This window comes from Pokkaliibacter sp. CJK22405 (assembly GCF_046614695.1).
In the GTDB taxonomy this organism is placed as follows: Bacteria; Pseudomonadota; Gammaproteobacteria; order Pseudomonadales; family Balneatricaceae; genus Pokkaliibacter.
The window spans coordinates 92,827-108,181 of the sequence record NZ_JBKKHQ010000017.1 but is presented as its reverse complement, the minus strand read 5'-3'; the positions used below and the strand labels follow the sequence as shown (position 1 = coordinate 108,181).

The window sequence follows — 15,355 nt, the reverse complement described above, 5'->3', positions numbered from 1 at the left end:
CGCCTTCAACACCTCTGCGTGACTGGGCTTTTTATCAGCTAGCCGGATAACGTGATGAAGCGTCTTCCTCTCGTCATTCTTATCACCATACTTATTGTCCTGATGACGGCGACCAGCGTGTCGATGGTCAATCAGTACCGTACTGCCCGTCTGGTCTCCAACCACATCCAGTATTCGGCCTGGTCTCTGGCACAAATGGAGCTGGAGCTGCAGAAGTTCTACACCAATATTGCCCTCTACGATGCGGGCAATATCGATCATGACAAGTTGATGTTTTCCTATGACCTGCTGTGGAATCGGCTCAATGTCTTTCTGATCGGCAAGGAAAACCGCACCCTGCGCGCCCGCTTTGATGCTGAATCCAAGATTCGCAATCTCTATACCACACTGCAGAACAATGAAGAGACCATCACCCAGCTCAAGGCGGATGATCAAAGCAGTATTCGCGGGCTGGAAAAGGCCTTCTTCCCCTTTCTCGATCAGGTCCGCGAACTGGTGATGATGAATTTCACCGGCAAAGAATCCACCAAGATGTATGAGGGGATTCTGGCCTCGCAAAAGCACATGGCCTGGCTGCTGGCAGGGCTTTTTATCCTGACACTGGCATTGATTTACGTACTGATTCGTCGGGTTAATCTCTACGGCCGCCTGGCCCATCAGGATGCGCTTACCGGTGTGGCCAACCGTGCCCGTTTGCAGGATCAACTCAACGAGCTGATTCATCGCGCGCAACCGGACATGCCCTATTTTGCGCTGGTGATGATCAAGCTGAACGGCTTTAAAGAGCTGAACCAGCGGCTTGGCCATGCTCAGGGCGATGAGCTGTTGATTAAGGTTGCCCAGCGCCTGCGTGAACACATTCGTAGTCAGGACATGGTCGCAAGGCTTGAGCAGGACAGCTTTGCGGTCATTCTGCGCCAGGTCAGAAGCGAAGCTGAGGCACTGGAAAAGGCGCGTTTCTTCCGCCAGTCACTGGTGTTTGATTATCAGATGAGCGGCCGCCAGACCCAGCTCGACACCCGTATTGGCATCTGTATTTATCCGATTCACGGCACCACGCCGCAGGAGCTGCTGAGTAACGGTTATAAGGCGCAGGAGCTGGCACGCCGTGCAACGTCGGATCACGTTGAGTTATACCAACAGGCGCTGGCCGATGAAGCCCAGCGTCAGCGCCAATTGATGATGGAGCTGCGCGAGCAGCTGAGTTTCTGTGATGAGAACTCGACCCTGCAGCTGACCTACACCCCCATCGAGAGCCAATCCACCGGCGAACTTAAGGCACTGCGCGCCCATCCGGTCTGGCACCACCCTACACAGGGTTCCATTGATGCCTACGGCATTCTGGCCCTGACCGAGCCTGCCAACCTCTCGCAGAATCTGGCGCACTGGGTGTTTGAACGCCTGACCTACGATTACCATCACAGTGAGAATCCGCTGCCCCTGCATCTGGATATCCAGCTGGATGTGCCGCCCTCACTGCTGACCCCCATGTTGCCAAGCTGGGTCGCACAGACGCTGCAACGTCATGTTATTAATGCCTCACAGCTGATTGTCGGCTTTAACGAGCGCATGTTCCGCGATGATGTATCGCGTGGCATTCCGATCATGAATGAGATGCGTGCCATGGGGATTCGTACTCAGCTGTACAGCACCGGCGAGAGCTACGACAGTCTGCAAATGGTTGCCAACCTGCCTCTGGATATTCTGATGATTGAACCACGCCTGAGCCGCGAAAGTGCCTCGCAGCCGCGCTATCACACAGTACTGTCGGTTTTCTCAGAAATGGCCGATCAGTTGGGCATTCGTCTGTTGGCCTTTGCCACCGACGATGAAGGCAAACCGCTCCCTCCCACCCCCGGTGCCGATCTTCTGCAAGGTACGCGCTTCAGCAAGGGCGAAAGTCTTGATCGGGTCTTGTCCCATTATCTGTCTCAGCCAAACTCCACCCTCGCTCCACGCAATGAACGGCTAAACTGATCTGCACGACCTGGCCTTCTTTCGCCTTCTTTCGCTTTGAACGGGCACTGACAATTGGGTCTTGATGTTTCAATGCAGGCAGATGCTTTTACTTGTGATCACTTATCCCTACATAATGAAAAGCGCATTTAACCCCACAGGCTTTATCGACTGGCCGTTGTTCGGACGAGCGTTCAGTCGTCCCATGCCGCAATGCAAGGACTCATTGTGACTCAGGCTTTAGTGACCCGGACGCTTCGCTGTCCTCGCAGCGAATCGATCTCCAACCACTGGCGTCTTCTCCTGCTAACGATCGTTTTTGCAGCGATTGCGCTACTCGTCATTCCAGCCAGGAGTCACGCTGCCGATGGTGCGGCGGCAGATAAAGCCCAGCCCACGAGCACCAAGCCGGCCAGTAAAGCCAATACCCTGAATGTCACCATTACCGGCGTACCGGACAAAGTTGCCGAGAACATTCGCGCGCTGCTGGGCATTTACCGCTTTAACGGCAAAACCGTTCCCGGAACGGCGCGTCTGCGCTACCTGCATCAGCAGGCAGAGAGTGATATTCGTCAAGCCATGGCGCCCTTTGGCTACTACCATCCCGAAATTGACACCTCACTCAAGCAGGACGGCGACCGCTGGCAGGCGACCTATACCATTACCCCCGGCACCGTCATGCCCTATGGCAAAATTTCCATTGCTTTAGAAGGTGAAGGCAAGGATGACCGCTATCTGGAACGCCTGCTGGACAAGTCGCCGCTGAAAACCGGCCAGCCTCTGAGCCATGCTGACTATGAAGGGTTTAAAACCTACCTGCAGAATGAGGCGATTGAGCGCGGCTATTACGATGCGACCTACTCAACCCAACGTCTCGGCATTAACCTCGACACTTACGAAGCCAGCGTCACACTGGTGCTGAAAACCGGGCCGCGTTATCGCATTGGCAAGATCAGTTTCTCCGACTCTCCTGTTCGGCAGGAGCTGCTGGAACGCTACCTCACCTTCAAGGAAGGCGACTACATCAACTCGCGCAAGCTTTTAAATCTGCAGAGTGCGCTGGCCGACAGCGAATACTTCGGCCGTATTGAAGTGCAGCCTCGCTGGGATCAGGCCAAAGATGGCGTGGTGCCCATTGATGTCACCCTCGAACCCAATAAACGCAGCCGCTACCGTTTTGGCCTTGGCTATGGCACCGATACCGGCGCCCGTATGCGCTTCGATCAGACCCGCCGCTGGGTGAATGACCGCGGCCACAAGTTCAATACCTCGCTGCTGCTGTCCGAGGTCAAAAATGACCTGACCCTGAACTACATCATCCCCGGAGAACAACCGCAGACGGATGAGTACCGCTTTACCACCAGCTATGCCACCGAAGACTCTGACACCACCAAGTCAGAAACCCTCTCGGTTGGCTCAAGCTGGCAGAAGACACTGGACAACAACTGGCAACGCACCCTGTCCATCGATCTTGAGCAGGAAAACTACACGCTGGATAACGAGGATAAATCCTCTTTATTCCTGCTACCGGGGGCAGAATGGAGCTATACCAAAGCCAGGAACCCGCTGAACCCGCGTCAGGGTTATCGCCTGAGTTTCAATGTGCTGGGCGGGCTTGAGGGTGCCTTGTCGGATACCACCTTTGTGCAGGGTGCCGCCCACGGCAAATACATTTTCTCGGTCACGCCAAAGATGCGCCTGCTCGCCCGTGCCGATGTCGGCTCGACCTGGGCCGATGACTTCAACAAGATCCCCACTTCCCACCGCTTCTATGCCGGTGGTGATAACAGCGTACGTGGCTATGCCTACAAGAGCCTCGGCCCGACCAACAGCGATGGCGACGTCGTCGGCGGCCAGTACCTGCTGGTGGGCAGCCTTGAGGCCGACTATCAGGTCAAGGAAGACTGGCGTGCCGCCGTGTTCTTCGACTCCGGAAATGCCTTTGATGACTACAGCGAATCCATGAACTCTGCCGTAGGTGTTGGCGTGCGCTGGCAATCGCCCGTTGGCCCCGTGCGGGTCGACCTTGCCCATCCCCTTAACGAGGACCGAACCGTTCGTCTTCATTTCAGTCTGGGACCTGACCTGTGAGCCAACCCTCCGCTTCACCTGCAACACCGCCAACGCCACCGCCCGCTTCTCCCCGCAAGGGTTTACGCTGGTGGCACTGGCTGCTGGCCGTGCTCTTTGGTCTGATCCTGATGGTAGCAGTCGGCCTCAGCTGGCTGGTGAGCACAGCCTCCGGCACACGCTGGCTGCTCGGACAGGTGCAAGGCGTTATTCCCGGAAAGCTCAGCTATGAAAGCGTCGAAGGCAGCCTCAGTGACCGGCTGGAATTCTCCAATCTCAGTTATCAGAATGAACAGGGGCTCAAGGTCGCCCTGCAAGACATCGTGCTGGATTGGCGCCCTCTTGGACTGATCAGCCTGACGCCGCGCCTGCGTCTCAACACGTTGAGCGCCAACGGATTGGAGCTTACGCTGCCCCCGCCCACCGAAACGCCCGCCAGTAATGAACCCTTTACCCTGCCTGATATTCAGCTGCCTGTTGCGCTGGATATCCAGGACATCAGCCTGAATAACGCCCAGATCCATCAGGCCAGCGGCAGCACCATCGTCATCAATAATGCCCGACTGTCGCTGTCTGTTGATGGCGATGAGTGGCAGTTGCAGCAGCTCGCGGTGGATGCGCCTCAGGGGAAAGCCAGTCTGACCGGCCAACTGACCCCGCAGGGTAACTATCCGCTGGCCATGAATCTGGACTGGACCCTGACATTGCCTGACCGCCCAACGCTGACCGGTCAGGGTAAGGTGTCAGGCAATCTCACAGAACAGTTAACCGTCGACCAGCACATCACTGGCGCCGGTGATCTGGACCTCAATGCTACGCTCAACAAGGTGCTGAGCGAGCTGACCTGGCAGGCGAAAATCACCGCAGAAAAAGTCGCCCTGAGTGCGGCAACTCCCAGCCTCGAAGGCAGCGAACTGGACGGCACCATTGAAGGCAAAGGCAGCCTGTCTGAGGCTTCTGCAGTGATTCATCTGGAAACCAGCCTGCCTGAAGTCGGTAAAACGCAGCTCGATAGCCGTCTGGCATCCGACTTCAGCTCCGTCACCCTCGATACGCTGGATCTGCTGCTGCCGGACTCTGCTGAGCAGGAAGACCAACAAGCCCGGATTCACCTCGAAGGTAAAGTCACCGAGCTAACCGGCACCCCAGTGCTGGATCTCAAGGGCAAATGGCAGCAGCTGGCTTACCCTGTTTCAGCAACGCCCACGGTAAAAAGCAGCAAGGGCACGTTGGCCGTCACCGGGCCGCTGGATAAATTTAGGCTCAACACCACCGCCAGTGTCGCGGGTCAGGATATTCCCCCCACAGATCTGACACTGGATGGCATCGGCAACACGGAAGGGTTCAGCCAGCTGGATCTGGTTCTCAATACGCTGGAAGGTCAGCTGAAAGCCAGCGGCCAGGCAGGCTGGGCTCCTCAGCCATTGTGGAAATTGGCGGTGACCGCAGACAAGATCAATCCCGGCGCCAAGTGGCCGGATATGAAAGGCCAGTTGAACGCCCGTCTGCAAACCGACGGCACCATCAAGGCAGGCTCACCCACTGTCGCCATGACCATCGAAAAACTGGACGGTGAGCTGCATCAGCAGAAGATCGCCGGCACCGGCAGTCTGCAACTGGCGGGTCAGAGTGTGGATATCAACCAGCTCAACGTCAGCTGGGGTAATGCCAAGCTGATCAGTAGCGGCAAACTCGGTGATGCGGTCAATCTGGACTGGGCACTGAGCGCCACTGATCTTCACGCGCTGATGCCTGCTGCTCGCGGCGCATTAAGCCTCAACGGCACAGTGACCGGCACACGACAAGCCCCCATCATTAATGCCAAAGGGACGGCAAAAGACCTGGGCTATGGCCAGAATCGTCTGGCGAACCTCGATACCCAGGTCTTTGTCGACCTTGGCTGGAGCAAGCCTGCGGATATTCAGCTCAACGCCTCCGGTATTCAGGCGGGAACCCAGCGTATTGATAGCCTGAAGGTGCAGGGTAGTGGCCGTCAGCATCAGCATCAGCTGGCCGTTCAGGCCAAAGGCCCGAACCTCAGCCTCGACACCCAGCTCAATGGCGACTGGCAGGATTCGCAGGTATGGAAAGGCCAGATCAGCAAGCTGAGTGTTTTCCAGGAGCTGATCGGGCCCTGGGCGATGGCCTCAGCCACCCCGCTTGAAGCCAGCGCCAGCAGCGCCAAACTCACCAATCTGTGCCTGCAGCAGGAACGTGGCGGTGATGGCCGCCTGTGCTCGACGGCCAACTGGAGCCAGAAATCCGGCACCAAGGCAAACGTCGAGCTGAGCGCCCTGCCATTATCGCAGCTCACAGGCTTCCTGCCAGGCACCGACAGCGTCGAAGGCACAGTGAACGCCAAAGCTAACTTTTCACAGGGAGCCACAGGCTTTCCCACCTATCAGGCGGATGTGAACCTGCAAGGCGCAGCGATGACGGTCGCCGCGGCACAGAACACGCGCCTGAGCCTGAATGACGTCAGCGTCCATGCGGAGGGCGCGAAGGATAATCTCACGGCCCGCCTGCGTTTGGCACTGAAGGAGCTGGATGGCCAACTGGATGCCAACGTCAAAGTCACCGGTGTCAGCAAGAAAGGCCAGCTCAGTGGCAACCTCAACACGAACCTTCAGGATCTGACACTGATCAGCGTCTTTGCCCCACAAGTGCAGGAGATCAAAGGTCAGCTCAACGGTGATATCAACCTGGCCGGTACACTCGCCAAACCCAAGGTTTCCGGCCAGCTTGCTCTGCAAAATGCCAGCGCGGCCATCCCGATGGCAGGGCTTGAGCTGAAAGACATGAGCCTGAACCTTGCCGATGATCCGGCCAATCCCGAGCAGATGCTCCTTACCGGTGCGGTGACGTCCGGCAAGGGTAAACTCAATCTCAGTGGCGATCTTGAGCCACTGGCGGGCAAGGTGAATCTGCAGATCAAGGGTGACAACTTCCAGGCGATGGGAACAGAGGAAATTCAGGCTTACATCAGCCCGGACATGCAGGTCAAAGTGGCGCCGCAAAGCATTGATGTGACAGGCGAGATTACCGTACCCAAAGCGATGATCAGCCCGCCAACCTATACCTCCGCGATCACCAGCTCCAGCGATGCGGTGATCGTCAAAGGCGAAGGAGATGATGTTAGCCAGCTGCCCGGCCAGCAGGCGCTGAATGTCGCCCTGCGACTTAACCTCGGCAAAGATGTGCGCGTAAATGCCTTTGGCTTTAATGGTCGCCTCGAAGGCAGCCTGATGGTCAATCAAAGTGCCAATCGCGCGGCGACTGCCAGCGGGAATATCAATGTCGCCGCTGGCCAGTACCGCATTTACGGACAGGATCTCAACATTGACCGCGGCAGCCTGGTCTTTACCGGCGGACCGGTGAGTAACCCAGGACTGGATATGCGCGTCACTCGTGACTTCGAGGATGATGGCGTAACCGTTGGCGCGCGGGTCAGTGGCACCATCAAGGCACCCAAGCTCGATCTTTTCTCCACCCCCGCGATGCCAAACAGCGCCCAGCTTTCCTACCTTATTCTGGGCCGTGGCCCGGATGCGGCTTCCAGCTCTGAGCAGGAAATGATGATGAAGGCAGCCCTCGCGCTGGGTGCCAGCGGCAGTAACAAGATACTGGGCGGGATTGGCGATACCTTTAATCTGGATGATATCGGTATCGATACCGGCGACAGCCTTGATGCAGCCTCGGTGTATATTGGCAAGTATCTGACTCCGTCCCTGTACATCAAGTACGGCGTGGGTCTGGTGGACCCGGCAAATACCTTCCTGGTGCGCTACAAACTGACTAACCATGTCAATTTCGAGTCACAGGCAGGTACCACCTCAAGTGGTGCGGATATATTCTATACCCTTGAACGTTAAGCCAGACGAACCAGCGCCATGGAACCAGTACGCCTGACCGCCAGAGTTTCCGTCGAATGCGGAGACCTTACAAAAGCCAGTGTTGACGCCTTGGTCAACGCCGCCAATAGCACCCTGCTCGGCGGCGGAGGCGTTGATGGCGCTATTCATCGCGCCGGTGGCCCCGTGATTCAGAGCGCCTGTCAGCGGCTGAGGCAAACCCGCTACCCTAACGGCCTGCCTACGGGGGAAGCCGTCATCACTCCCGGTGGACGACTTTCTGCCCCATGGGTCATTCACACCGTAGGTCCGGTCTATCATGAGCACAAACCCAGTGATGCTGCGCGGTTACTCGCCAACTGCTACCGCAGTGTGATTGATCTGGCAGCCAGCCGCGGCTTTCACTCTTTGGCGATTCCGGCGATCTCCACCGGTGTCTTTGGTTTCCCTCGCGAACAGGCAGCAGAAATCGTATCCTCGGTACTTCAGGAGCGGTTGGCGCGTGAAGAGGTCGGCCGTATTATCCAATTGATCCGACTGATCTTTTTTACTGAGAGCGATGCCCATGTCTTTCTCTCCCATCAGCATCTGGCGCAATTTACGCCGCCCTGACCGACCAGCCTTTTCCCGACGCAGTTCTGTACGGCACACTTCTGCACTACGCGGCGCCGGCCTGGCCCTGCTGTCCGTATTTCTCCTTGCCCTGGCAGGCTGCGCTACCGGCCCAGAAAGCTCACTTCGGCCTATCACCGAGAACAGTCACTGGAAACTGATCCGCAAGTCAGACCAGGAAGTTCTGGCAGAAAGGGATGTCGAAGAAGGCGTACTGCTCGGTTTTGTGCAACAGAAAGACAGGATCTATGCTAAGGCAGGACGTTGGCAAATCCGCCTCAAGCCACCACTAAGTAATTACTACTGGCAGTCCGCTGACGACAGTGACGAGCGCGACATGAATAACGCCCAGGGCCAAATGGGCATTGATATGTTACGTGCATTCATTCCCTGACCATCACCGCTGGAGACCTTATGACCCCTTGGCGTCCCGTCCTGTTCTGCTGGTTTGGTTCACACACGGACCCGGCAGAGATTCTTTCCCAAAAGCAGTCGCTATGGTTTAACGCCACGGCAAGGGAGGATGAGAGGGTCGCAGAGGAGCTGGGCGAGCTTCACCGCCGCGCGTGTCTGGGTGAGCTGGATGGCTGGGCAAATGACCCGGTAGGCAGACTTGCCCTGATCATTCTGCTCGATCAGGTCTCGCGGCAACTCTATCGCGGCAGCGCCTCAGCCTACAGTCAGGATGGCAAAGCGCTGATGCTCGCTCGGGATGGCATTGCTCAAGGCATGGATCAGCAAATTCCGCCGCTACAGCGCCTCTTCTTCTATCTGCCCTTCGAGCACAGCGAGAACCTGAGTGATCAGCAACAATCCCTGACCCTGTTCCGCTATCTGCGCCAGCAAGGTGAGGCTCAGTATCCCAATCTTGCTGAAGCCTTTGAGCAGTTCGAGCAGTTCGCTCAGCAGCACTATCAGGACATTCTCAATTTTGGACGTTTTCCCTACCGAAACGCAGCCCTTGGCCGGGCAAACTCGCCCCGTGAGGCGGAGCATTTCGACACAGGAAATTGACCTTTAACACTGTATCGTGCATCGCACTTCGCTATACTGATGCCTCTGAATCAATGATGGCAGCGTGCCATCAATCAGAACGCAGCCCAATGCTGCCGCTGATGACTCGCCCGCCCCTTGCCAACCTGTGAGCTACTACGTCATGAGTCTGTTTTCTTCCGTCGAGCTGGCCCCCCGCGACCCTATTTTGGGCCTGAACGAAGCTTTCCGAGCTGACCCCCGTGAGACCAAGGTCAACCTGAGCGTCGGCGTTTATTTTGATGATCAGGGCCGCTTGCCCCTGCTGCGTGCTGTCCAGGCCGCAGAGCTGGCACGTATTCAGGCAGCTGCCCCCCGTGGCTACCTGCCCATCGAAGGCATCGCAGATTACGACACCGCAGTACAACATCTGCTGTTCGGGGCAGAGTCAGCCCTGGTGACGGAAGACCGTGTCATTACGACGCAGGCCATCGGTGGTACCGGCGCACTGAAAATCGGCGCGGACTTCCTTAAGCGTCTGCTGCCGAATTCTGCAGTGGCCATTAGCAACCCTTCCTGGGAAAACCATCGCGCGCTCTTCACCAGCGCTGGCTTTGATGTCGTTGACTACCCCTACTACGACCCAAGCACCCATGGAGCCGATGTCGAAGCCATGCTGGCGTGCCTGCGGTCATTGCCAGAGCAGACTATCGTAGTCCTCCACGCCTGCTGCCATAACCCGACTGGTGTTGACCTGACCGAGGACAACTGGCATCAGGTAGTCGAAGTGCTGAAAGCCAGAAACCACGTACCTTTCCTGGATATGGCCTATCAGGGCTTTGGCGACGGTATTGCTGAGGATGCGACGGCAGTCAACATCATGTCAGCCTCAGGCATGAACTTTTTTGTCTCCAGCTCCTTCTCCAAATCCTTCTCACTTTATGGCGAGCGTGTTGGCGCGCTGTCACTAGTCACCTCCAGCAAGGAAGAGAAGGTACGAGTACTGTCGCAGCTTAAACGCGTTATTCGCACCAACTACTCGAACCCGCCCACACACGGCGCAACTGTTGTTGCCTCTGTACTGAAAGATGCTTCCCTGCGTGCTATGTGGGAAGAAGAGCTGGGCGAGATGCGCACCCGCATCAAAGCCATGCGCGAAGAAATGATTGACCGTCTGCAGGCGCTGGGCGTCAACCAGGATTTCAGCTTTGTACGTGAGCAGCGAGGCATGTTCTCTTACTCTGGCCTAACCCTTGAGCAAGTGATCCGCCTGCGTGATGAGTTCGGCATTTATGCCCTGGACTCCGGTCGCATCTGTGTCGCCGCATTGAATAGCGGCAATATCGGCTACGTGACGGAATCCATTGCGAAGGTTCTGGCCGGCTAAGCATCGGTTGCTGTGTAAGGAATACAAAAAAGGCACTCAACAGAGTGCCTTTTTCATTGGCCGATTACAGTATTCTGAAGGTCATTTCCCCAGATTTACCAACGCCTCGCCACGCATCACATTACGCTCGATATGCTCCAGAGAAACCCCTTTGGTCTCAGGCACATACTTGATTGTAATGATGATAAAGACCACGTTCAGTACCGCAAATGCCCAGAAGGTCATTGGCCCGCCCAGCGTATTCAGTGTCGTCAGGAAGTAGGCACCGATCAGCATATTCATGATCCAGTTGGTGACCGTGGAGCAGGTGATACCAAAGTCACGACCTGCCTGCGGCTGAATTTCTGAGCAAAGAATCCAGATCAGCGGCCCTGCAGACATGGCAAAACCTGCCACGAAAATCAGTAGCATTGCGACAGCGAAGATCTGTAGCGGGCCTGATGCAACACCAATATTTAATAGCGTGCCAAGCACCGCCATACCAATACCCATCACCACAAAGCCGCTGTAAAGGATCGGCTTACGGCCCCAGCGATCCACCAAGCCAATCGCAATGAAAGTCGCCAGCACATTCACCACACCGACGGATACCGTTGACCACAGCTGGGACTCAGTCGAGGCAAAGCCGGCCATTTCAAAGATACGTGGTGCGTAATACATCACCGCGTTGATGCCCGTGAACTGCTGAACGATCTGCAGCACAATCCCCAGCATCAGTGTGCGGCGAAAGTTTGGGTTGGACTTGAGCATCGCCCAGCCGCCGGTTTTTTCTTTCAGATTATCGCGAATCTCCTGAAGTTCAGTTGAGACTTCCTGAGAAGACTCGCGCAGCTTGGTGAGCACTTCCTTGGCCTCATCAAAGCGATCCTGCGTTGCCAGCCAGCGAGGGCTTCGCGGCAGGGCCAGCACTCCGATAAACAGAATTGCCGCAGGAAATATGATCACGCCAAGCATCCAGCGCCAGCTCTCGAGATAGCTGAACGCCGTGTTGGACAGGAAGGCCGCCAGAATACCGATGGTAATCATCAGCTGATAAAGCGAGATCATCGAGCCTCGAAAGTGCTCAGGCGCAATTTCAGAAAGATAAAGTGGCGCAGTAAAGGACGCGATACCGACGGCCAGGCCCAGAATGACACGAGCGAAAATCAGCACCTCGGGACTCCAGGCTCCGGCAGCCAGCGCTGAGCCGAGAATAAACAGCAATGCGCCAACCATCAGGCCGTACTTGCGTCCAAGACGTTTGGACAGCCAGCCTGCCAACAAGGCACCCACCGCTGCCCCAAACATCATGGAGCTAACAATCCACTCCTGCATCTGGTCATCGATTTTGAAATCGTCAGCAATAAAAGGAAGAGCGCCAGAAATGACGCCGATATCCAGACCGAACAACAATCCGGCCAGAGCTGCCAGAAAGCAGCTTAGAAGAACCATTGGGACAAGACGGTGCGACTCAGGCATGCTGCCGTCTTTGCGCTCCTGAGCGGGAACATAAGCCATAACACTCTCCTAGAACATACAGCACAATCTGCTGATTTCCCCTTGGCCAGGCTTTAGGGGTTATTGTCATTTTGCAGATGGCCTTCAGGCATTGCGCCTGCTGTGACCAGCCGATCCTTAGCGAACACCGTTCTTCTAACGGTGATTTACTCAAGGGCAAAGGAGTTTAGTGCCGTGGATGGTCGCGGAGTTATTCAGTCTGGAACGCGACCTTACAACTTGGTAATACGCCTCATTTTTTGGCAACAAATAAGGCAGAAATATCGTTATTTGCGGATTTCAGGCACAAAAAAACCCCGAAGCTTACTTCAGGGTTTTTTGCTTTAGTTACCTGGGCAACCTACAGGGCTCAAACAATGACGATGCGCTGCATATTGGGCCAGGAAAAAAGCGGTCTATTAGGCAACAACAGTTACGTTTTCAGCCTGAGGACCTTTCTGACCTTGAGTTACTTCAAAAGTAACCTTCTGGCCTTCGTGCAGGGTACGACGGCCAGTGCCGTTGATAGCACGGAAATGAACGAAAACGTCTGAACCACCTTCACGAGCGATGAAGCCGTAGCCTTTCTCTTCGTTAAACCACTTTACGGTGCCGGTAACTAACTGAGACATATAACTCTCTTTAATATAACGTGCTGACATCGTCAGCGTACAAGGAAGCATTGTGCGTCCGCGCACACGCGCGACCGAACAATCGTAGGGTACCTCAAAAGATACCAGAAGCCGAGTATATCCCCGCAATTACTAGCCAGCCAATGAAATTTAATGGTTGAGGCCATGATGCGGGTCAATCGTCGTAAATAACGCCATCCCTGGCGTCAAAAGATAAAACTGACCTGTCTGGTCGGATTGCCAAATCAACATAAAGTCTATAGAATACTCGCCCTCGATGTATCGCACTCCCGTTCAGTCCGGTTCCCGCGGCGCCTCCTAACCAGAGAGGCCGATGCCGCTATAAAATCCCTGCTGACAGCGTTTTGTTGAAGCGACTCGGTAACGAGCCGTTTGCCAATGACGTGTCTGATTCAGGTCTTTATCGCCCAGCTTTAATCAGAGAAGCTGGCCGGGCCCTTCCGTGAGTTCCGATATGTCTTTCACGACCCTACTGGGTCTACTTAGCGTTCACTCATACGGAACTCATAATTAAATGTCTGCACAAGCAACGACTTTGAACTTTGCTGATCTCGGCCTGCCTGAATTTCTGCTGGAGCCACTGGCTACCATGGGCTACGAGTCTCCTTCCCCTATTCAGGCGCAGAGTATTCCTGCCCTACTGAAAGGCAAGGACATGCTGGGCCAGGCTCAGACAGGTACCGGTAAAACTGCGGCTTTCGCCCTGCCATTGCTGGCTAAAATTGACCTGAAAAACAACGCTCCTCAGGCGCTGATTCTTACTCCTACTCGTGAACTTGCCCTGCAGGTCACTACCGCTCTGGAAGAATATGCTTCCAAGATGCGCGGTATTCGCATTCTGTCTGTTTACGGTGGCCAGGATTACCGTACCCAGCTTCGCGGCCTGCGTGACGGCGTCCATGTTGTTGTCGGCACCCCCGGTCGCGTTATGGACCATATGGAGCGCGGCACGCTGAAACTCGACGACCTGAAAACACTGGTTCTCGACGAAGCTGACGAAATGCTGAAAATGGGCTTTATCGACGATGTTGAGTGGATTCTGGAAAAGACTCCTGCCACCCGTCAGATCGCCCTGTTCTCTGCAACCATGCCGCAGGTTATCCGTGAAGTTGCTGATCGTCATCTGCGTGATGCCGAACAGATCAAGATTCACAGCAAAACCGCAACCGTTTCTTCTATTGAGCAGCTGTACGTTGAAGTCAGCGGCCACCAGAAGTTCGACGCTCTGGCTCGTTTGCTGGAAGTTGAAGAATTTGACGGCCTGATCATCTTCGCTCGCACCAAGAGCACCACTCAGGAACTGGCTGACAAGCTGGATCACTTCGGCTACCGCGCTGCGGCTCTGCACGGTGACCTGAGCCAGCCTCTGCGTGAAAAAGTGGTTGATCGCCTGAAAGAAAACAAGATCGATATCATCGTGGCGACTGACGTAGCAGCACGAGGTCTGGACGTTGAGCGTATCAGCCACGTTGTTAACTACGATCTGCCGATGGATCGTGAAGCCTATGTTCACCGTGTTGGCCGTACCGGTCGCGCAGGCCGTGACGGTCGCGCACTGGTACTGATCACTCCTCGTGAGCGTCGTTCACTGCAGGCTCTGGAGCGCCATATCGGCAAGTCTCTGGACCGCTACAAGCTGCCAACCAAGAAAGAAATGGCACAACTGCGTGAGACTCAGTTCCTGAAACAGGTTCTGAACTCCATGGAAGATGCGCGCCAGGAAGAAGGTCGCAACATTCTGAGCCGCCTGTGCGAAGAGCAGGGTGTCAGCCTGAACGATGTAGCAGCAGCACTGTACTGGATGGCTCGCGACTCCAAGGCAGCTCCACGTTCTACTGACGTTGACATCATCGAACACGAAGCCCGTCGCGGTGCTAATGACCGTGGAGGCCGCAACAATGAGCGTGGCGAACCACGTGAACGTCGCCAGCGTCCTCAGGACACCGAGCCAATGACTCGTTATCGCATTGCTCTGGGTCGTGATCAGCGCGTTGAACCACGCGACATCGTTGGTGCCATCGCTAACGAAGCAGGCATTTCCGGTAGCCGCATCGGCCACATCAAGCTGTACGGTAACTACTCTACCGTTTACCTGCCTGAGAACCTGAATGCTAACCAGCGTTCCGCTCTGACTGGCTGCAGCATCCGTAACCAGTCCATGGAGCTGTCTCCCTGGGCAGAAGGTCCGGATGACGCTCAGGATCGCGGCCCACGCCGTCCTCGTCAGGACCGTGGCGCGCCACGTCGTCGCGATGACCGCCCTGCAGGCAACCGCGAAGACCGTTTTGGCGGCAAGCGTGAAGACCGCTTCTCTGGTCGTAGCAGCAGCCGTCAGCGCTAAGCTTTCACAGTAAGAAAAAACGCCCCTCGGGGCGTTT

10 protein-coding genes are annotated in these 15,355 nt (G+C 55.9%); 8 read left to right on the top strand and 2 right to left on the bottom strand.

The window, feature by feature from the left end; translation table 11 throughout:
* Positions 1 to 54 precede the first annotated feature (54 nt).
* The 7 genes from ACKC9G_RS13495 (at position 55) to ACKC9G_RS13465 (ending at position 10,848) form a co-directional block, all read left to right on the top strand.
* Positions 55 to 1,977 carry a diguanylate cyclase domain-containing protein gene (locus ACKC9G_RS13495; protein WP_411406235.1) on the top strand — a complete coding sequence of 641 codons (1,923 nt, stop codon included), beginning with the start codon at positions 55 to 57 and terminating at the stop codon, positions 1,975 to 1,977.
* Positions 1,978 to 2,184: 207 nt separating this feature from the next.
* Positions 2,185 to 4,047 carry an autotransporter assembly complex protein TamA gene (locus ACKC9G_RS13490; protein ID WP_411406233.1) on the top strand — a complete coding sequence of 621 codons (1,863 nt, stop codon included), beginning with the start codon at positions 2,185 to 2,187 and terminating at the stop codon, positions 4,045 to 4,047.
* Positions 4,044 to 7,898 (top strand): translocation/assembly module TamB domain-containing protein, encoded by a 3,855-nt coding sequence (locus tag ACKC9G_RS13485; protein WP_411406231.1) that lies wholly within the window; start codon positions 4,044 to 4,046, stop codon positions 7,896 to 7,898. The genes ACKC9G_RS13490 and ACKC9G_RS13485 overlap by 4 nt, the downstream gene beginning before the upstream one ends.
* Positions 7,899 to 7,916: 18 nt before the next feature.
* Entirely contained in the window at positions 7,917 to 8,489 is a 573-nt protein-coding gene (locus ACKC9G_RS13480; protein WP_411406229.1) for an O-acetyl-ADP-ribose deacetylase, read from the top strand.
* Complete coding sequence (locus ACKC9G_RS13475; protein WP_411406227.1) at positions 8,443 to 8,883, top strand: hypothetical protein; 441 nt, start codon at positions 8,443 to 8,445, stop codon at positions 8,881 to 8,883. The genes ACKC9G_RS13480 and ACKC9G_RS13475 overlap by 47 nt, the downstream gene beginning before the upstream one ends.
* 20 nt (positions 8,884 to 8,903) lie before the next feature.
* Positions 8,904 to 9,503 (top strand): DUF924 family protein, encoded by a 600-nt coding sequence (locus ACKC9G_RS13470; protein WP_411406225.1) that lies wholly within the window; start codon positions 8,904 to 8,906, stop codon positions 9,501 to 9,503.
* 64 nt (positions 9,504 to 9,567) lie between these two features.
* A complete protein-coding gene (locus ACKC9G_RS13465) occupies positions 9,568 to 10,848 on the top strand; it encodes an amino acid aminotransferase (protein ID WP_411406223.1) in 1,281 nt (426 codons plus the stop codon).
* Between the two features lie 81 nt (positions 10,849 to 10,929).
* Here the strand turns inward: ACKC9G_RS13465 and ACKC9G_RS13460 are convergent, their stop codons facing one another.
* A complete protein-coding gene (locus tag ACKC9G_RS13460) occupies positions 10,930 to 12,345 on the bottom strand; it encodes a sugar porter family MFS transporter (protein ID WP_411406221.1) in 1,416 nt (471 codons plus the stop codon).
* Between the two features lie 398 nt (positions 12,346 to 12,743).
* On the bottom strand, positions 12,744 to 12,956 hold the full coding sequence (locus tag ACKC9G_RS13455) for a cold-shock protein (protein ID WP_411406219.1): 213 nt from the start codon (positions 12,954 to 12,956) through the stop codon (positions 12,744 to 12,746).
* 535 nt (positions 12,957 to 13,491) lie between these two features.
* Between ACKC9G_RS13455 and ACKC9G_RS13450 the strand changes: the two genes are divergently transcribed.
* Positions 13,492 to 15,318 (top strand): DEAD/DEAH box helicase, encoded by a 1,827-nt coding sequence (locus ACKC9G_RS13450; protein ID WP_411406217.1) that lies wholly within the window; start codon positions 13,492 to 13,494, stop codon positions 15,316 to 15,318.
* Positions 15,319 to 15,355 lie beyond the last annotated feature (37 nt).